Source organism: Portibacter lacus, assembly GCF_021533215.1.
Lineage (GTDB): Bacteria > Bacteroidota > Bacteroidia > Chitinophagales > Saprospiraceae > Portibacter > Portibacter lacus.
The window spans coordinates 201,434-220,603 of record NZ_JAJNKA010000006.1; the positions used below are offsets into that span (position 1 = coordinate 201,434).

General features: G+C 35.4%; 17 protein-coding genes. 7 read left to right on the top strand and 10 right to left on the bottom strand.

Going from position 1 to position 19,170, the window contains the following annotated elements; translation table 11 throughout:
• Window positions 1–125: 125 nt before the first annotated feature.
• Genes L2586_RS12065 through L2586_RS12075 form a run of 3 tightly spaced genes read left to right on the top strand, consistent with a single transcriptional unit; the run spans window position 126 to window position 6,303 of the window.
• Window positions 126–2,546: a tail fiber domain-containing protein gene (locus tag L2586_RS12065; RefSeq protein ID WP_235293157.1), complete on the top strand. Its 2,421-nt coding sequence runs from the start codon at window positions 126–128 to the stop codon at window positions 2,544–2,546.
• Window positions 2,547–2,571: 25 nt separating this feature from the next.
• The gene (locus tag L2586_RS12070) at window positions 2,572–5,541 is read left to right on the top strand and encodes a sensor histidine kinase (protein WP_235293158.1); all 2,970 of its coding nucleotides are present in this window, start codon (window positions 2,572–2,574) and stop codon (window positions 5,539–5,541) included.
• Between the two features lie 3 nt (window positions 5,542–5,544).
• Window positions 5,545–6,303, top strand: coding sequence for a LytR/AlgR family response regulator transcription factor (locus tag L2586_RS12075; protein WP_235293159.1), 759 nt, complete (start codon window positions 5,545–5,547; stop codon window positions 6,301–6,303).
• 60 nt (window positions 6,304–6,363) lie between these two features.
• On the opposite strand, the gene L2586_RS12080 is transcribed toward L2586_RS12075, so the two are convergent.
• From L2586_RS12080 to L2586_RS12100, 5 genes are read right to left on the bottom strand one after another with little or no spacing between them, the layout of a single operon-like run.
• On the bottom strand, window positions 6,364–6,831 hold the full coding sequence (locus tag L2586_RS12080; RefSeq protein WP_235293160.1) for a DUF4252 domain-containing protein: 468 nt from the start codon (window positions 6,829–6,831) through the stop codon (window positions 6,364–6,366).
• A gap of 24 nt (window positions 6,832–6,855) precedes the next feature.
• Window positions 6,856–7,380, bottom strand: coding sequence for a DUF4252 domain-containing protein (locus L2586_RS12085; RefSeq protein WP_235293161.1), 525 nt, complete (start codon window positions 7,378–7,380; stop codon window positions 6,856–6,858).
• A 5-nt stretch (window positions 7,381–7,385) separates the two neighbouring features.
• Window positions 7,386–7,901: a DUF4252 domain-containing protein gene (locus L2586_RS12090; RefSeq protein WP_235293162.1), complete on the bottom strand. Its 516-nt coding sequence runs from the start codon at window positions 7,899–7,901 to the stop codon at window positions 7,386–7,388.
• Between the two features lie 34 nt (window positions 7,902–7,935).
• Window positions 7,936–8,721, bottom strand: coding sequence for a hypothetical protein (locus L2586_RS12095; protein WP_235293163.1), 786 nt, complete (start codon window positions 8,719–8,721; stop codon window positions 7,936–7,938).
• Window positions 8,722–8,726: 5 nt separating this feature from the next.
• Complete coding sequence (locus L2586_RS12100; protein ID WP_235293164.1) at window positions 8,727–9,224, bottom strand: RNA polymerase sigma factor; 498 nt, start codon at window positions 9,222–9,224, stop codon at window positions 8,727–8,729.
• Between the two features lie 120 nt (window positions 9,225–9,344).
• On the opposite strand from L2586_RS12100, the gene L2586_RS12105 reads away from it, so the two are divergent.
• Together L2586_RS12105 and L2586_RS12110 are read left to right on the top strand one after the other, a co-directional pair.
• On the top strand, window positions 9,345–11,054 hold the full coding sequence (locus tag L2586_RS12105; protein ID WP_235293165.1) for an LptF/LptG family permease: 1,710 nt from the start codon (window positions 9,345–9,347) through the stop codon (window positions 11,052–11,054).
• Entirely contained in the window at window positions 11,051–11,707 is a 657-nt protein-coding gene (locus L2586_RS12110) for a phosphatase PAP2 family protein (RefSeq protein ID WP_235293166.1), read from the top strand. The genes L2586_RS12105 and L2586_RS12110 overlap by 4 nt, the downstream gene beginning before the upstream one ends.
• Here the strand turns inward: L2586_RS12110 and xseB are convergent.
• From xseB to L2586_RS12135, 5 genes are all read right to left on the bottom strand, one after another.
• Complete coding sequence (xseB, locus tag L2586_RS12115) at window positions 11,704–11,886, bottom strand: exodeoxyribonuclease VII small subunit (RefSeq protein WP_235293167.1); 183 nt, start codon at window positions 11,884–11,886, stop codon at window positions 11,704–11,706. The two genes, L2586_RS12110 and xseB, sit on opposite strands and share 4 nt — an antisense overlap.
• Window positions 11,883–13,106: an exodeoxyribonuclease VII large subunit gene (gene xseA / locus L2586_RS12120; protein WP_235293168.1), complete on the bottom strand. Its 1,224-nt coding sequence runs from the start codon at window positions 13,104–13,106 to the stop codon at window positions 11,883–11,885. Before xseA ends, xseB begins: the two co-directional genes overlap by 4 nt.
• Window positions 13,107–13,290: 184 nt before the next feature.
• A complete protein-coding gene (gene sucC, locus L2586_RS12125) occupies window positions 13,291–14,493 on the bottom strand; it encodes an ADP-forming succinate--CoA ligase subunit beta (protein ID WP_235293169.1) in 1,203 nt (400 codons plus the stop codon).
• 52 nt (window positions 14,494–14,545) lie between these two features.
• Window positions 14,546–16,009 (bottom strand): zinc-dependent metalloprotease, encoded by a 1,464-nt coding sequence (locus tag L2586_RS12130; RefSeq protein ID WP_235293170.1) that lies wholly within the window; start codon window positions 16,007–16,009, stop codon window positions 14,546–14,548.
• Window positions 16,002–17,492 carry a zinc-dependent metalloprotease gene (locus L2586_RS12135; protein WP_235293171.1) on the bottom strand — a complete coding sequence of 497 codons (1,491 nt, stop codon included), beginning with the start codon at window positions 17,490–17,492 and terminating at the stop codon, window positions 16,002–16,004. The genes L2586_RS12130 and L2586_RS12135 overlap by 8 nt, the downstream gene beginning before the upstream one ends.
• A gap of 161 nt (window positions 17,493–17,653) precedes the next feature.
• Between L2586_RS12135 and mdh the strand changes: the two genes are divergently transcribed.
• Both mdh and L2586_RS12145 read left to right on the top strand, forming a co-directional pair.
• The gene (gene mdh, locus L2586_RS12140; RefSeq protein ID WP_235293172.1) at window positions 17,654–18,580 is read left to right on the top strand and encodes a malate dehydrogenase; all 927 of its coding nucleotides are present in this window, start codon (window positions 17,654–17,656) and stop codon (window positions 18,578–18,580) included.
• 23 nt (window positions 18,581–18,603) lie between these two features.
• Window positions 18,604–19,134 carry a peroxiredoxin-like family protein gene (locus tag L2586_RS12145; protein WP_235293173.1) on the top strand — a complete coding sequence of 177 codons (531 nt, stop codon included), beginning with the start codon at window positions 18,604–18,606 and terminating at the stop codon, window positions 19,132–19,134.
• The last annotated feature ends 36 nt before the right edge of the window (window positions 19,135–19,170 follow it).

The window sequence follows — 19,170 nt, forward strand, 5'->3', positions numbered from 1 at the left end:
TGATTTATAGGGATATAAAGCTAATCGGTGACAATATCAATTAGGAGTAACCACTGATTAAATGCACAAGATATAATGGGAGTCTCAGACTAGATTTGTGGATATAATTAAAAACCAGATCTAAAATGAAACGTACCCTTAAATTTTTTTTGTTCCTAACTATGCTGATTTATACTTTCCCTTCTCTGTTCGCACAATCGATAGGTATAAGTGAAAACAATTCAGAACCGAATGAGAATGCCATACTTGATATTAATTCCGATAATAAGGGTCTCTTAATCCCTCGTATGACTACTGTACTAAGAAATACTTTTGCTGGTTCGCTAGGGACAGAGGAAGCAGGTATGATGGTATTTGATACGGATGAAAATGAATTTTATTTTTGGAATGGAACAGGCTTTTCCGCTATTTCATTTGTTTCAAAGTTCGTAGACTCAGATGAAGATACTTATATCGAATTAGAACAATCTCCTGATGATGATATTATTCGATTTATTACAGAAGGCGTTCAGCAGTGGGCAATTGTAGGCCCTAGACTTGAGCAGTCAAAAGATAACAAGAGCATTCTAATCGGTATAGATGCTGGTAGGATGAATAATCTAAACAATAGCAATATTGCTGTTGGTTCGAGTGCGTTATTTACCGCAGAAGATAGAATTGGTAACATTGCTATCGGTGATTCGTCTCTTTATTTTAATGGACAAAATGCTGGTGGAACAACACAAGGGAATAATAATATCGCTATCGGAAAAGCAGCATTGAGAAATAATGATGTTGGATGGGAAAGTATTGCCATTGGAACAGATGCTTTAAAAGGGAATGTGACCGGTTCTGGGAACATTGCTATAGGTCATAAGACATTAGAATATAATTCTGAAGGTAATAGCAATATAGCTCTAGGTCACCGAGCATTATTGCGGAATCGCTCAGGTCGTTATAATATCGGAGTAGGGACTAATGCATTATGGCGAACTACCACAGGAGAAAGAAATGTGGCAATTGGTGTCCTTGCCGGGAGTTCTACCAATACAGGAAATGGTAATATTTCTTTAGGCTTTGGCAGTTTAAATTTGAATCAAGATGGAAATAACAATGTGTCTATAGGTAATGGTGCGAATTATAATTATAGACTTTCCAATAATGTTGCTGTAGGGGATTCTGCACTTTTTCATGATGGATTAGGTTCGAATCTTAATGATACACATGCGAATACAGCCATCGGTTACAAATCTCTGTTTGAAAATACCATAGGTTATTCTAATACTGGATTAGGATTTCGATCTCTGCATAACAACATAGAAGGAAATGGCAATGTTGCAATAGGTAGTGGAGCGTTACGGGAGAATGTTTCAGGAACTGGTAATGTTGCCATTGGAAATTCGGCGCTGCCATTTAATGTTGCAGGCAGTCAAAATATTAGTATTGGTCAATATGCACAAGCATATTCCTATAACAGTAATCAGAATATTGCAATAGGAAGATATGCATTAGCTAGGAATAATAGTAATAGAAATGTAGCGATCGGTAACGGAGCATTGCTATATAATTCAACAGGTGAAGCGAACATAGGGATAGGAGATTCTGCTCTTGCACTAGCAACGAGCCAGAAAGGAAGTGTAGCAATCGGTGATTCTGCATTGTACCAGTCTGTTGAAGATGCATTCTATCATGGACAAGTAGCCATTGGTTTTAAATCACAATATGCAAACAAGACTGGGTATAATAATATTGGGGTTGGATATCAATCCTTGTTAAGAAATGTCTCTGGAATAGGAAATACTGCTATCGGACCTTCCAGTATGTACCAAAATAAGGCCGATTATAACACCGCTATCGGATATTCAGCGCTGCACAGTAATATGGACGGCGAAGAAAACACCGCAGTAGGTGTCTTCGCGTTGTTCGCTAATTCCACAAGACATCGAAGAACAGCAATTGGTTATTCTGCTAACTCTATAAATGATAATGGAAATAATACAGGGATAGGCAATGATGCAGATTGTACCGCGGCGCATCAAGTGAGAATAGGGAATGAGGATGTTACTTCCATAGGCGGATTTGCTAACTGGACGAATGTAAGTGATGGGCAATTCAAAAAAGATGTTGAGGAAAATGTAGTTGGGCTAGAATTTATAAAACGCATTCGACCAGTTACTTATAAGTTAGATATGAATGCAGTACGTGACTTTTATTTACGAGAATATGGTGAGGAAAGAAATAGAAGATATATAGATCAAAGTGAGGCACCTACTTTAATTCGTAGTGGATTCATCGCACAAGAAGTGGAGGCCGTTGCAAAGTCTTTAGGTTACGACTTCTCAGGTATAGATGCGCCCAAAAATAAAAAGGATTTTTACGGAATTCGTTATGCAGCCTTTGTTGTACCGCTAGTTAAAGCAGTCCAAGAGCAACAAGAAATCATTGAACAACAGAAAATAAAGATAGAAAATCAAGAACTTCAACTCGCTAATGTAAAAGAAGAAATGGCTGAGATTAAAGTTCTGTTGTCCAAATTGATAGAATCCAAATCATTAGTGCAACATTAAACTTTATCCTTAAATTTAAAGCATTATGAGAAAAACTTTAATACATATTGGGTTCTGTTTTATTCTTGTACTAAAATTAAATGCTCAATTTTTGCAAACCGTTAATTTCTCAAAGGAGGAGGTTGAGATCTATTCTGGTATCGTCGGAATGTATGAAGAAAAGTCTAGATTTTTATGGTTTTATGGCTTCGATGGAATTTCTCGCTATGATGGAAGTAATTTTGAGAAAATAGAAGATATCTACCCAGAAGCCATAAATTTACCATCAAAGAATTGCCTTTCACTGCATAGAAGTGAAGACTATTTTTGGATTGGAACTTCTTATCAAGGATTGTACACCATTGATCAAAAAGGAAGCTTTTCCAGTTTTCAAGAATTACTTAATTCTAATCAGAAATTTGAAGCAAAAAGTATAAAAAAGATACTTACCTATAAGAATTACCTCTTTGTGCTCAGTGAATACGGCTTGGAAATATTTAAAAGAGACCAAGCGAAATATAGAAAAGTTGAACTAGCGTCATTGAATTCTAAAAGTATCAATGACATTACCATTCAAGATGAACTGATCTACGCTGCAACACCTACATCTGTACAAATCGCTAATCTTGAGACCAAGCATGTAGAGACTTTTGAAAATTATAATGAAGCTCGATTTTTCAAGGATAGTGAGCGTAAAGTGTGGGTAGCATACTTGCAGAATGGCAATCATATCTCCTATTATGAACCTAAGTTGAAACAGTTCATAGGTCCATCATATCAACCATATAAGAATTATAAGAGCTCTAGACATTACGTTTGGCTTGAGAATAATCGTCTGCTTTCGTTTCCTGTGAATGGATTGTTTATTGAAATCGTAGATTTTGAAAAAGAAGAAATTCAGCATATTTTAGAGTCACTATATGAACTAGGAGAAGAGAGGTTTTTACGGCAACCATTTCAAGATTCTAAGCAAAGGACTTGGCTATTCAGTAAAAACCTGCATTATATCATTAATGATAGTCCGTTTACTCCAACTTACCTTTCCAAGAATATAGGAAGTGTGAATGATATGGTGGTGATGGCGGATAAAATATTAATGAGCATAACCAATAAAGGACTTTACGTTTATCATAAAAAGACAAATAAACTCGAGCATTTTACAGATAATAACAGCAAACTAGCGGATGATTTTATATCTAGCCTAGTAGATTTCGGAAAGGGTAGGATAGGCGTGTGTATGTTCAATTATTTTCAAGTATACAACACAGAAACAGGGTTCGAAGAAGCAGTAGAATTTCCTGGAATTATAAGAAGCGCAGTTGAAAACGATAATTACTATTGTTTAGGAGGTTATAAGAATGCATTTAAAGTAAATAAAGCTAATGGTGTAGTTAAAAAAATAGAAATACCCACATTTAATCCGAATGCTGGTAATGCGATCAATGCTATTTTGCAAAAGGATGAATCGAATTTAATATTAGGATCGGCTAATTTAGGACTCATCAATTATAACTTAAATGAGGATGAAGTAGATGTTGCTAGTATCTTGGTAAGTGTACTACATGATTCATTAAAAATCACTAAAATTAACCACGCTGATATCTCACCTAATAAAAAACTGATTGCACTGGCAATGGATAATGGTTTGATAATTAAGCATCTAAATGGTAAAAAAGAAAAGGTAAATACTAAAGACCATTTTTTTACAAATGTAGTTTTCGCAAGTGATTCGGTCTTATTTGCTAGTGCTAGAGATAAGATATTACGGGTTTCCCTCCCATCTTTTGAAATCAAATCATTCAACTACAAGCAAGGACTGATTAATAAGAATTATAACCTAAGGTCTTCTTACAAAGATGAGCATGGAAGGATTTTTTTTGGAGGAGAAAATGGTATAGACCAAATCATAGATGAAGGTTTAGAGCTACAAAATACAATAAATGAAATCTTAATTGATCAGGTTTATTTCAATGGCGTCCCACAATTTATTGATCCTGATCAGAAAATAAAAATTCCTAATGATGTTAAAATATTAGAAGTTAAGGTGACCACCCCACAAGCAAGTTCCGGAGGAAGAAATACTTTCCAAGCCAGAATAGATCAAGAAGGTGCCTGGTTAAATCTGAGTGGAAAGAACCGATTTGTGTTATACAATCCTAAGCCAGGGAAAATGAACTTGGAATTTAGATCTGTCGATGAATATGGTAGCGTGACTAGTAAAGTTAAAGAGTTAGAAGCAACGATAAAACAAAAGTGGTATGAAAACTTTGCGTTGTTAACAGGACTTGCGTTTTTGTGCTTAGCGGGAATTACGCTCGGACTTTTTAAGTATCAAAAAGTGAAAAACTCTAGAATTCAAGAGAAACTGATCCTACAAGAAGAACTAGCAAGGTTAGAGCTGACCGCACTAAACTCTCAGATGAATCCGCACTTCATTTTTAATGCACTGAGCTCTATAAAGCAGTTGATCACCAGTAATGAAACGAAAACAGCAGAAATCTATCTGTCTAAGTATTCTAAGTTGTTAAGACATGTTATTCAATATTCGACTCATCAGAAAATTAAGCTTTCGGAGGAATTAGACTTCATTAGAAATTACCTTGACCTAGAATTATTAAGATTCTCTGATGCTTTTGAATATCAAATAAATAACAAGGTTGAAAATCCGGAAAACATATTAATCCCGCCATTTTTTATTCAACCACAACTAGAGAATGCCATTAAGCATGGACTTCTTAACAAAAAAGAGCACAGTCTCATTGTTATCGAACTGATGGAGGAAAATGGAATGGTGAAAATCATTATAGAAGATAATGGGATCGGAAGAGAAGCTGCTAGTAAAATGAAAATTTACAAAAACACAAACACAAAAAAAGGTATCTTTCTAACAGAAGAAAGAATTAAGAACTTGAACAAATTAAATTTTAAATCAAGCTTCTTTATGGAAGATTTATACAAAAATAATATGGCTAATGGGACACGTGCTGTGCTCATGTTCGAAAAAAATAAAGCGTAATCTATGGAATTAATAACTGCTGCGATCATAGAAGATGAAATTCGTAATCAACAATTATTAAGTCATATGATTTCGAATTCTTGTCCTGAAATAAACATCATAGGTGTGCTAGAAGGTGTTCAAGAATCAATCGATTTCATCAAGGAGCAAAAGCCTGAAATTATTTTTCTGGATATTCAACTGAAGGATGGAAGTGGATTCGATATTTTGAATGCTTTAGAAGAGAAAGATCAACCCAAGATTATATTTACTACTGCATATGATCAGTATGCCATCGATGCCTTTAGGTATTCTGCGGTGAACTATCTACTGAAACCGATAGATGATGATGAACTGATCTCCTCGGTTAAGAAAGTCGTAGAGACGAAAGGAAAAGTTCAGTTAAGTAACATTCGAAATCTGTTAACGAAGATGATGGTAGACTCTGAAGAACAATTAATTGCGATTTCAGGAACAAGCACAACGGAGTATATTCGAATTTCGGAGATTATTCATATAAAGGCTATGGGAGCTTACAGCCAAATTTTCCTGAGGAATGGTGATTGTCACACGGTTTCTAAAGTCATTAAAATTTACGATGAGATGCTTTCGAAATTTAATTTTTTCAGAACTCACCAATCACATTTGATTAATCTGAAGTGCGTAAGAAAGTACATCAAAGGTGATAATATTGCGGTTCTCGTTAATGGCGATGAAGCGATTATTTCTAGGAATAAGAAAGACAAGTTCGTGATGGCAATGGATAAGATGACCTTGTCTTAAAACAAAAAAAAAGTTGCCTCAGCCAGAAGCAACTTTTCTTTTCACAATCTAGAACGGTTATTAATTTTTATAATTTTTTAATTCTTCAGATCCATCGAAGTCTAAGTCGATATTCTTAAAATCTTCAAATCTTATCTTCCCAGTTGCGTTGAACAAAACACTACTATCATCTCCCTTCACGATCATGAAAAGCTCGGAGATAATCCCATTTTTCTCATTGACATAGATTTCTATTAAGTTTCCTTTAGATTTTATGGAATTCAATAATTCCAAGTTGTTTTTTCTGACAGCATTCTTAATTTTAGAAACATCATTTTTAGAAAGGTAATCCTCTTCGTCAAAGATGTACAGCTGGAAATTGTCAATTTCTGATTTGACATTGTCGCTGTTCTTGAAAGAGAATAAATTTCCACTCAACGATATTTTAGAGCATTCTCTATCTTCTACAAAGTCTTCTAAGAATTGGTTGAAATTAGAGCTTAGTAATGGGCATAAGAATAACAGGCTAATGATAGCTAACTTGGTCATAATATTTGTTTTAATTGAGTTTGTTTAAATAGAAAGGAGTTCTTCCTCGTCTTTGTCGTAATCCCAGATTTTAAGATTCTTGAGATCTTCGATTTTGAATCTTCCTGAAAGACTCATTAAGATGGTTGCATCTTCACTATTGATAAATGCGGCAATATTTCTGATTTGATTTCGCTTCTCACGAATTAATAAACGAACTTGAGTGCCTTCACTTCTAACGGATAACAACTCTTCGAATTGCTCGTTCTGCAAGCCTTTGAGCAGTTTATTAATATCTTTCTTTTCCACCTCAGGTCCATCATCGATAATTAGGAATCTAATCCTGCTAATTTTATCGGTCAATTTTAAAAGCTCTTTCGCTTCTACATCATCGTCATCTATAAAATTTGATGAAAGTCCGATTGCATCCAGCATCCATCCTGGAACATTGATAGCAAGTGCATGATCTTCTACCTTATGGTGATTTATGAACTTGTTAAGGGATCTGGTTTGGGAAAATGCAATGTTTGTTACAAATAAAAGCAATGCAAGTATATAGAGGTTTTTCATTGGATTTAATTTTTCTTGTCGTCTAAATTCTTAAGATGTTCCATTCCATCGATATCTACAGAGTTAGCAAGCTTTGCTATTTTCTTAAGATCGATGTTTCCGACGAAACTCATCATGACAAATTCATCACCACCCACAAGTAACAGGAGTTCGTTAATAATGTCTCCAGAGTCCTTCACTAAAAATTCTACATTGGTCCCATCATCTCTTACCGTCATTAAAATTTCGTATTCCTTAGTGTTGATCAGTGACTTTGCTTCTTTGTAGAAAGCTTTGGTATTATACTCAGTTGTTAAAATTCTAAGCCCTTTAAGATCTTTGATAACATCTCTGGTTTCTTGATCCATGTCTTCCGGTGCTATTTTCGCAACCATTTCAAACATTTTCGGGCTGATGTAAACCACCGTGAAATTCTCATCATCCATATACTTGTCAAAGTATTTTTCTATTGCGTCTGCTTGCCCGAATGATGAGGCGATGGCGACAACCATCATGGTTAAGATTAAACTAATTTTTTTCATTTTAATAAATTGATATTGTTATTGAATGTTATTGCTAATTTTTAAAAATCTCGGTCTTTTTGAAAGCTTTCATTTTTTCTAAAGACTCTGTTCCTTTGTTAAACTGTATACCTAAGTAAGCTAAAGCTTCCATGGTCGTTTCTAAAGCTTCCTGAGCTTCAGCTTCTTCAATCTGTGCTAAGTGTAATTCTTCTTGATAATCCTGGTAAGAATTCATCACAAAGAGTGAACCTAATACGAGTGCTAATCCCGCGGCAATACCCATCATTGTTCTTCTAACAATGTGTAGCGTCTTCGCTTCTTTTAGGTCAATTTTTTTCTCTAATACTTCTGTCTGTGCAATGGAAAAATATCCAAAAAGTTCTCCATATTGCTTATGTTCTTCCGCAACATCGTCACTATTAAAGTAAGATTTCAACCGCTGCTCTTCTGCGATGCTAGTTTCACCTGCAAAGTATTTTTCTAAAAGAAGACTCGTGCTATCTTCCGCATCGAACGTTACTTCTGCTTCTTCTTGGAAGAAAGCGAATAGATCTGCGTACTGCTTGTGCTCATCTGCTACGTCTCCGTGCTTATAATAGTGCTTTAAGCGCTGCTCTTCCGCTATAGTCGTTTCACCTTCGAAGTATTTCTCTAGTAATAAGTCGAAACTATCTTCAGCCGTAAACTCGATTTCTGCTTCTGCATTGAAAAAACGGAAGAGATCACTATAAATCTTATGTTCTTCCGCTACATGCTCACCAGCGAAATACGCCTTAAGTGCTTTCTCATCTTCTAGAGAGGATTCTCCTTCGAAGTAGCGGTTTAATAATTCATTCATTTTCATTATTTAAGATTTAAAATTTGTTCTCTTAATTTCTTTCTTCCTCTGTGTAGATATACTTTGACTTGATCCTTAGTAAATCCTGAAACTTCTGCTATTTCATCATAGCTCATTTCTTCTATATCTCTTAAGTGAACAACTGTTCTATAATTTTCTGGTAAAGCGGAGATATAACCTTTGATTCGATTAACTGTTTCCGACGATTCCATTTGTCTTTGTGCACTTGCACCTTGATCCTGCATATCAAACTGTGTTTCCATTCCTACAGTTCGTCTGTGCTTTGATCTAGTTGCATCGATCGCTTCATTTCTAGTTAGCGTCATACACCATGCTTCCATGTTCTTCACGGATTCAAGATGATCTCTTTTTTTCCAAACTTTAATCATAACTTCCTGAACCACATCTTCCGCTTCGTGCGAACTACCAACTATCCTTAAAGCAAGCCGGTACATTTTATTTTTAAAAGGTAAAACCATATTTTCAAATTCTTTGAGTTGCATTATAATGTCTTCATAATAGAGACGATATGAATAAATAAATGTTACAAATCGCTCAAAATTTATTATTTTTTTTCTTCTTTGTGCGCTAATAGGTCGGATAAAAACGATATAGTATAGTAAATGATTTTAAAAATACTAGACAAACTGGTTTTAAAGAGTTTCGTAGGGCCCTATGTATTCTCTTTCTTTGTTGCCGAATTCGTACTGGTTATGCAATTTCTATGGAAATATGTGGACGAATTGGTTGGGAAAGGTTTGTCTTTTTGGTTTTTAGTAGAAATGGTTTTTTATTACGCGGTAACCATTATTCCGCTAGCAGTTCCGATTACCATTCTGATCTCCTCGGTCATGGTCTACGGGAACATGGCAGAAAAGTATGAGATTTCCAGTTTTAAGTCTGCGGGCGTTTCATTGCTTAGGGTGATGCGACCAGGAATTATGCTAGCCTTGTTTACATTCGCCTTTTCTTTAGTCTCTTCGAATTACCTGAAACCTAAAGCAAATCTAAAATTCTATCAAGCTTTCGAAAATGTCAGAAAGCAGAAACCATCGATGACCATAGAGGAAGGAATCTTTAATGATGATTTTCGAGGATTCAGTATTAGGGTAGGGAAGAAGGATCCGGATGATGTCGGAATTAAAGACGTCATGATCTATGATAATACGGATAGAAGTTTCCTGAATCTTACTACAGCTCAGAAAGGAAAGATGTATACTATTAATAATGGTAAGTATTTCATTATGGAGCTAGAAGATGTGAAGCAGTTTAGAGAGGTGATGGACAAGGACAGTAAGAATCGAAATAACCCGACTACCTTTCTGAGAAGTGACTTTAAGACGTGGAAGAAGACTTTTGATATGAGTGAGTTTGAATTTTCTGAACGGACTTCTGGACTTGCTCGTAGGAAGTATGATCTTTATAATACTTTCCAATTGTTATCTGGAATTGATTCTTTGAACAATGACTTAGTCAAAGTATCTTATAGAAATAAATACGCATTTAAGGAATTAGACTTAATCACCATAGATTCTACGAGACTAAAAGAAGTGGAGGCCAAAGAAAGTATGACTTCTGCTGAAATCGAGCGTAAGGCAATGGATGATCTGGCTGAAGAAGAAAGGATAAAGGGCGATTATAAGAAAAATGAAAGCCTACCCAAGTCTGTTGAAGAAAAACCAGCATCAGCTAAGAAGATCACCAATAAGACTGCAACATCTAAGGATAATTTGGCCAAATTAAACAACAAGCTTAAGGAGGTTAAAAGTGTCCCTAAGAAAGTGATCAGAACTCCTAGAAAGAAAAGAGTCGAGACGGATATCGTCTTATTCAGAGAAGATGTAGAAATGGATTCAGTCACATCTATTGGCCAGATTCTCCCAAGTGACGCTGCCTCTTCGGTAATTTTTAGGGCGTTAAATTTATCCCAGACAGTGAACGAAAGGATTAAATCTTCCTTGAATGAAGAAAGGATGAAAGATACGAATAAGCGGCGGTATGTTCTTCGACTTCATCAGATGTACAGTTGGGCGACTATATGTATCATCTTTATGTTTATCGGAGCACCACTAGGATCTATCGTGCGTAAAGGAGGATATGGATACCCACTATTGATTGCGATTGTCTTTTTCATGGTATTTATTATTCTGATGATTATGGGAGAGAAACTGAACAAAGGAGAATCGCTAAGTGCGGAAATGGCTGCTTGGCTACCTTGTATATCGCTATTTCCTGTCAGTGTATTGTTAAGTTACCTTGCGCTCGGGGATATCGGTGGTTTTAATTTTAATTGGCTGACTGATATTTTTGCGCGATTTAAGAAGAAGGAATGAAAGGAATAAATAAGATTTTTTTAGCGCTTTTTATATTAGCTTGGATTGGGGTTTTAGTTTTTCGCTTGTCGATAGACAAAGGTGAAGCATTATTAGAGCTAAGCATGTCACACAGTGATGGCTTGAATTCATTTTTTATTATTACAACGCAATTTGCAGAAGAAATAACTTACACTTTATTCGCTCTGGTATTTCTTTTTATACGATATAGAGTTTCTCTTGCTATCGCATTTACTGGTATTGGCGTGACGATAGTTGCTGGAATTTTGAAAAAGATCTTCGCTTTTGACAGACCGTTTGCATATTTTCAGAAGATGGGAATGGAGACGATGTATAATAAAATAGAAGGCATAGAACCTTATACAGGTATGACTAGCTTTCCTTCTGGACATGCTATGGCAGGATTTGCGCTGATGAGTTTATTGAGTTTGTACTTAAGAAATCCAGTATTGACGATCTTGTTTTTCTTAGTTGGATGTATTGTTGGAGTTTCGAGAATTTACCTTGGTCATCATTTCCTTGAAGATGTGATATTTGGATCCTTACTAGGTGTGTTGGTTTCTTATGCGGTATATTTTCCAACTGAGCGTTGGAAAGCTCCTGTTCTGGACCAATCTTTTCTAAGCTCTAAAAGAACGAAGCTTAATGCCTAGTTTTCGTTTTCGAGCAAATTTTGGATTTGATTTTCAGCTGTTTTTAATTTAGTCTTGCACATTTTAATCAGTTCAGCAGCTCTGGATACCTTTTCTGAAAGTTGATCTATATCTACTTGATTACTGCTGATTTCAGCTAATATTCCTTCTAATTCGGTCATTGCTTCTTTATAACTCATATTATTTTACTTTTGATCTTACCGTTGATAAATTCTGTTTCTATTTCTTTATTGGAGTCCAATTTTTTGACGTCTTTCACTACTTTTCCATTTTGTCTCACGATAGCAAAACCCCGTTGTAGAATTTTGTCTGGTGCTAATAGGTCAATTTGAGATTCGAAAGAAACGAGTAAATCCTTCATACTTTTTAAATTCAGCGTGCTGCCATGTTTGAGTTTGAGATCTAGCTCATTCAGTTTGTTTTGCTCTAACTGCTTTCTAAAGGAAAATGAATTTTTTAATTGCTCGTAAATTAACACGAGCTTATTGTTTTCAGCTTGTAGAATGTCTTTGTAGGTTATTTGAATTTGCTGGCCGATATCTATCAGTCGGGATTCGAAATGTAGCGTTGTTTCAATTAAAAAATCTGCTACAGCTGTAGGAGTTTTTAAATCGGTATGACTTACGATATCTGCTATAGACTGATCGATGTCATGTCCGATTCCAGTAATAACAGGCAGTGAACATTTAGCAATTCTCTTAGCCAAATTATAATTGTCAAACGCTGATAAATCCAACTTGGCACCTCCACCTCTAATGATGACGACACAATCATAGCCACCCTCACGCTCTATTTGATCTAATGAAGCGATGACTTCGTTTTCTACTGCCTGACCTTGCATTGCAGCCTGATACAGCGTTATGTTATAGTGATATCCGTAGCTGTTTGTTCTTAGATGACTTAGAAAATCTTTATAACCTGCGGCAGTTTCTGAGGAGATGACTGCAATATTTTGAAGTACAGCAGGAAGAGGTATTTCAGCATTGACATAAAGTAAGTTTTCTGCTTTAAGTTTGTTAAGAATTTCTTGTTTAACCATCTCTGCCTTTCCTAGTGTATAACTAGCGTCTAGATCTTCGATAAGCAGACTGAAGCCATATCGTTCGCTGAATGAAATACTCACCTTCACTCTTACTTCATTACCAGTATCTAAGATTGACTTAAAGAGCGATTTAAATTTTTTCTCAAGGAAAGCTGCTTTTTTAAACCAAATGATGGCTGAAGCTTGCGCTTTGATCGTATCTGAATGTTCTTCTTTCTGAATCAGGTCCAAGTAGTAATTACCACGAGAATATTTGACTTGTGATATTTCAGCATTAATCCATACGGAATCCTGAAAGTTAAGAGCGATTACCCTCTTAATGTATTCGTTGAGCTGAAATAATGAGTACGTTTCCAATTGTGTATTTAAAGAAGAATTTAAAAAATATGAAATTACTAATTTTCCTTAACAAAGGAATTGTTGTCTTATTCTATCCTGTCATCTAGAAAACAGGATAACACTTAAAAAAAAATCAGCCTTCTCAGACGTTGTACGGCGTTGAGAAGGCTGAAAAATTATAAAACACTTAAAGTTCTTAATTCTATGCGATTACTTTTTTTACGATATCAGCTGCTTCTTGAAGTTGAATAGCTGAGTGTACTTCTAAACCTGACTCGTCGATAATTTTCTTAGCGATATCAGCATTTGTTCCTTGAAGTCTAATAATGATAGGAACCGTAATATTCCCCATATTCTTGTATGCTTCTACTATACCATTTGCTACACGATCACATCTTACAATTCCTCCGAAAATATTAATCAAGATAGCTTTAACTTCTGGATCTTTCAGAATAATCTTGAATGCTTGTTCCACTCTTTCAGCATCAGCAGTTCCTCCTACATCTAAGAAATTCGCTGGTGAACCACCTGATAACTTGATAATATCCATCGTAGCCATTGCAAGTCCAGCTCCATTCACCATACATCCAACATTTCCATCTAGATTCACATAGTTTAATCCGTATTCTCCAGCTTCTACTTCTGTAGGATCTTCTTCCAGCTTATCTCTAAGCGCAGCTAAATCTTTATGTCTATATAAAGCATTATCATCCAATGAAACTTTACAATCTACCGCAATGATTTCATCATCTCCATTATGCATACATGGATTAATTTCAAACATAGATGCATCAGAGCCTAAGAAAGCTTTGTATAAATTCGTGATGAATTTATACATTTCCTTCATCGCTTTTCCTGATAATCCTAAGTTGAATGCTATTTTTCTAGCTTGGAAAGCCTGTAATCCTAATGCAGGATCTATAAATTCTTTATGTACTAATTCTGGTGTTTCTTCAGCTACTTGTTCGATATCCATTCCACCTTGTACAGAATAAATAATTACATTTCTTTTACTTCCTCTATCAAGTAGGATAGAAACGTAGTATTCTTTACATGCATCAAAGTCTGGAGCATATGAATCTTCAGCTAGCATTATTTTTCTAACTAATTTTCCTGGGCCATCCACACCTCCTGGAGTTTGCGGTGTTTTTAACATCATTCCTAAGATGTCACCTGCTTTTTCCTTTGTATCTTCTAGGTTTTTTGCAACTTTTACTCCTCCTCCTTTTCCACGTCCACCTGCATGAATCTGTGCTTTTACGACACAATACTCAGTGCCTGTTTCATCTTGCAATTTCTTATATGCAGCCTCTACTTCGTTGATATCTTCAACAACAACTCCTCTTTGAATTTTAACTCCATATGAGGCTAATAACTCCTTTCCTTGGTACTCGTGTAAATTCATTTTTCTTTTTTATTGGATTCTTCGCCAAAAGTAAAAAATTCTAAGTCAATATTTATTCAATGACTATTTTCTTTTGAAACTTATGTAATTCGCCGATCCCAGTCATAAAATAAATGCCAGATGGCATACTTGCAGTGCTAATCTCTAGTTGATTAGAACCATTTCTTAAATAGTGTTCTTTTCTGTATGCATTTCTTCCATCTAAGCTTGTAATGGTCAATGTTATATTTTCTCCTGTCTGAGAATCAAGTGAAACATTAATGATATCATTTTGCGAAGCTGGATTAGGATACACTTGTAGATGCTCAGTATAGTAATCTGTAGTCGAACTTAACTCTCCTGTGACGAATGATTCAGTTTCTGTCATATTACCTTTGTAATCGAAGTCGTATTCATTAAGAGCTCTTACTCTCCAGTAATATTTTTTACCACTAGACAATCCGAAAACATCAAGTTCATTTCCTCTAACTAATTCTCTTAAGCTTAGTATCCCGAGGTTAGAAAATCTGCTTACTTCCACGATATAGAAGGTTGCATTTCCTTCTTCTTCCCACTTTAATTTTACTTCACCCATTACCTCTTCTCCACCGATCGGATAGATCAATTCCGTTTCAGAAATATCAACTTTCGCTAGAGGATCTTTATTTGAAATAACTTCTGGCACCCAATTTTGCATATAGCTGCACATGGCTTCGATCTGGTCACCTGAAAATCTAGACTGACAATCATCACTAGCATAAGACATAAATAAAGATCCATCTACTGCAAATGCCTTTCCGGAAGGATCTTTAAGAGAATCTGGAAATTCGTTATTATCATCACAAGACCATCTGTAACTTAGATAATCTGGAGGGGTGTCACAAAAGTTATCCGCAGATTTATTACAATTTTCTCCGTTTAATAATTCTACATTTTGACTACCTATAGAAGAAGGCGTATCCATAGAATCATCATACGTTGTTCTTTCCCAACCATAAAAAGTGTGTCTTAAGCTAAGCCAATGTCCCATCTCATGAGCCCAAGTGTGATCACCAGGTTTAGAACAAGATTTCGCTAATGCTATAGCATCACCATCATATGCACGATAGCCACAGTTGCCTGCAGGGTTTTGAACGATATAAGTATTGATTGTATTCGCAACATTGTTCGTATTCATCATCTGTGACCCAGAATTGAATTCTGAATGATCATACCAACTGGTTTTATTGATATAATTTAATGGACCAGCAAGATAGAAGGTTATCCCAGCTTCCTCAAAATCTTTGTTTAAAGTCTCTAGATTTTCAAAAATGGAAGAAAGTGGATGGTAACCGATACCATTATCATCTCCTAATATATGCACTGTTAATGGAACGTAAACTTCACAGTTTCTAGAAGTAACTAATAAGTCATTATTCTTTTCAAGAAAAGTTTCCCATTCTTCGTTTACACCTTCCGTTCCGCAATAGTCAAGAGTTTGTCCTATTAAGGTATGGGCAAAAATGGAGATGAAAAATATTATAAAAGATTTATTCATTGACGATAAATTTCTTGTAAAATTGAACGTTTTCTTGCGTAAATTTAATCAAATAAAATCCTGGAATTAGATTAAGGTTACTTATTTCTGTTATTTGCTTATTTAGAATTCCGCTAAAAAGCCTGCTACCATTGATATCTATGATCTCATAATTTACATAATCAGAAACAACATTATTAAGGTCAATGTTTAGATTATTCCCTTTATTTGGATTTGGGAAAATATTTATTTCATCACCTAATTCTATTTGATTCGTGCTTGTAGTCATGGTTCCTGTTCTAAAAGAAAACGATTCTGAAAAATCTGCACAGGTATAAACATCACTATATGGCTTCACCATCCATCGATAAGCTTTATCTTCTTTCAGATCAGTTAGGAAGAGTTTGGTCTCGTCTGTTGTGTAATAAAATTTGAATAATCCCTGAGTTAATTCTATTAAATAATGAGAAGCATTTTCTACAGGTGACCAAGATAATTCTACACTATTATAAAATGTAGTTGTTGAATTATCAGCAGGTCCCACGACGCTAGGTGATTCCGTAATGGAAACATCATTGGGCATATAGTTTACGCGTAAATAGGCTCTTCGTCCAGTATCATAATCTTTCAGTATAATTTCTTTCTGCATTTCAGAAAAGTAATAATCATCACAGCCTAGAAAATAGCCCATGAAGTTACTTTCATCTGGTGCAAGTAATTGACCACTGATATCTGCACAACCGCCATCATAGTCTCGGCAGCCATCCCATCCGAAGCCTAAATTATAATCTGCCGGTGTATCACATATCATATCACCCGCAATTTCACAATTGGAACTATCAGCTAATTCACTGAGAATTCCTCCTGGAGAATTCGCTTGAGTAACTGGTGTACCATCCCATGGTTCCTGATCCCATCCATTAAAGGTATGAGGAAGGCTAAAGAAATGTCCCATTTCATGGGCAAGGACAAACTTTCTTTGAGTATCATTTTGGACAATGGATTTTTTCAGAACGATAACGTCTTGACTAGGCGAATAATAACCCAATGTGGTCCCTTCAGAGCCCGTATCTGCATTATCAGTAATGAAAATGTTAATTCCATTCGCGCCTGATTTATTCTTCTCTAAGGAAATTTTGGTAGATCCCGCAGCAGATGCTGGATTACTATAAATGGTATTATCATTAAGTGATCTAACTTCTGAGTTTTTGAGATAAAACTTAATCTTCAATGGCTCAAAGTTTTCATTTAACGCACAAAGTTGATCTAACACACTTTCTATTCTAATCCTTCCTTCACCATCAGAATTTGCTACAAGGTGAAAAATTATCGGGATATAAGTAAAGTCACCAGACCTAGCAGAACTTGAAAGTGGTGCTTTTTTTAGCGCAATCAAATTCTTCATGCTTTGGGAATCAAAGACTGTTCCGCAGCTGGTTGTCTGGGCATTAAGACCCACATGGCTGATAAATATGGTTAAAAAAAGGCTTAGAATTTCTTTCATATGCTAATTATAAAACAAAAATATAAAAAATGGTTTATTAGTAATGTCCCATGATCTACAATAAATGTGTATTAAAGTGGCTCTTTCTAGGTAAATATCTAAAAAATATGTAATACCTTTGCAACTTCTATGAAAACGAATTTAATAAAAGAAAAATTATAATGAGTAAAGTAACAGTAGTAGGCGCAGGAAATGTTGGTGCAACAGTAGCAAATGTTTTAGCACACAAAGATTTAGTAAGAGAAATTGTTCTCCTTGATATTAAAGGTGATTTTGCTAAAGGAAAGTCACTAGATAGTTTCCAGCAGGCACCCATAGATTATTATAGTACACGTATGACTGGTTCGGAAGATTATGCAGATACTGCTGATTCTGATATCGTTGTGATTACTGCAGGAATTCCTAGAAGGCCAGGAATGAGTAGAGACGATTTAATTTCTACAAACGCTAATATCGTGAGTACTGTTACAAAATCAATTATGCAGTATTCTAAGAATCCTATCATCATAGTGGTTTCTAATCCATTAGATGTGATGACTTATGCAGCACAAGAAGCTTCTGGTCTACCTGATACTCAGGTTTTCGGAATGGCTGGCATATTAGATACCGCTAGATATAGAGCTTTTCTTGCAATGGAATTAGAAGTTTCTCCTAAAGATATTCAAGCAATGTTACTAGGTGGACATGGTGATACAATGGTTCCACTTCCTAGATATACAACTGTAGCAGGTATTCCGATTACAGAACTAGTTGCAGAAGATAGATTAAATGAGATCGTAGAAAGAACAAAGAAGGGTGGAGGAGAGTTAGTGAAATTGATGGGTACTTCAGCATGGTATGCACCAGGAGCAGCAGCAGCTCAGATGGTTGCGGCTATTGTCAGAGATGAAGATAGAATTTTCCCATGTTGCGCAAAATTAAATGGTGAATACGGCTTAAAAGACATCTTCTTAGGTGTTCCGGTTAAACTTGGAAAGGGAGGAATCAAGCAAGTTTTAGAATTAAAACTTGATGAAGCTGAAATGGCTTTGATGAAAGAATCTGCAGAGCACGTGAAAGCTGTGATAGATGTATATAAAAATATGTAATTTGTCTTAACATAAATGTTATAATGGATAATTCTGTTCTTGAAAAAATGGTTACCAGCGATGGTGAAAGTGTAATGGAGCTATCCAAAAAGAAACCCCTGCTTGTTGTTTTTCTCAGACACTTCGGATGCATTTTCTGTAGAGAAGCACTCCAGGATTTATCTAAATTGCAAGATGAAATTCAGGAGAAAGGCGGGGATCTTGTTTTTATTCATATGGCGAATAAAGAAACTGCTGAACAATATTTTAAAAAATATAAATTAGTTAACCCGAAGTGGGTGCAAGATTCAGAATGTAAATATTACCAAGAATTTGGCCTAGTGAAAGGTACTTTTAACCAGTTGTTTGGATTTAAAAATTGGGTACGTGGTGTTGATGCAGCCATTATCAAAGGTAATGGTGTTAGTTGGAAGCAATTAGGAGATGGATTCCAAATGCCAGGTGTATTTCTTATCGATAACGGTGATATAAAATATAGTTTTGTTCATAATTCCGCGGCTGACAGACCTAATTATCTGGATATCTTATCTAAAGTTGAGCAGTTTAAAAACTAATATCTATAAGCTTAACGCTTTATTAACCTTGTCCCA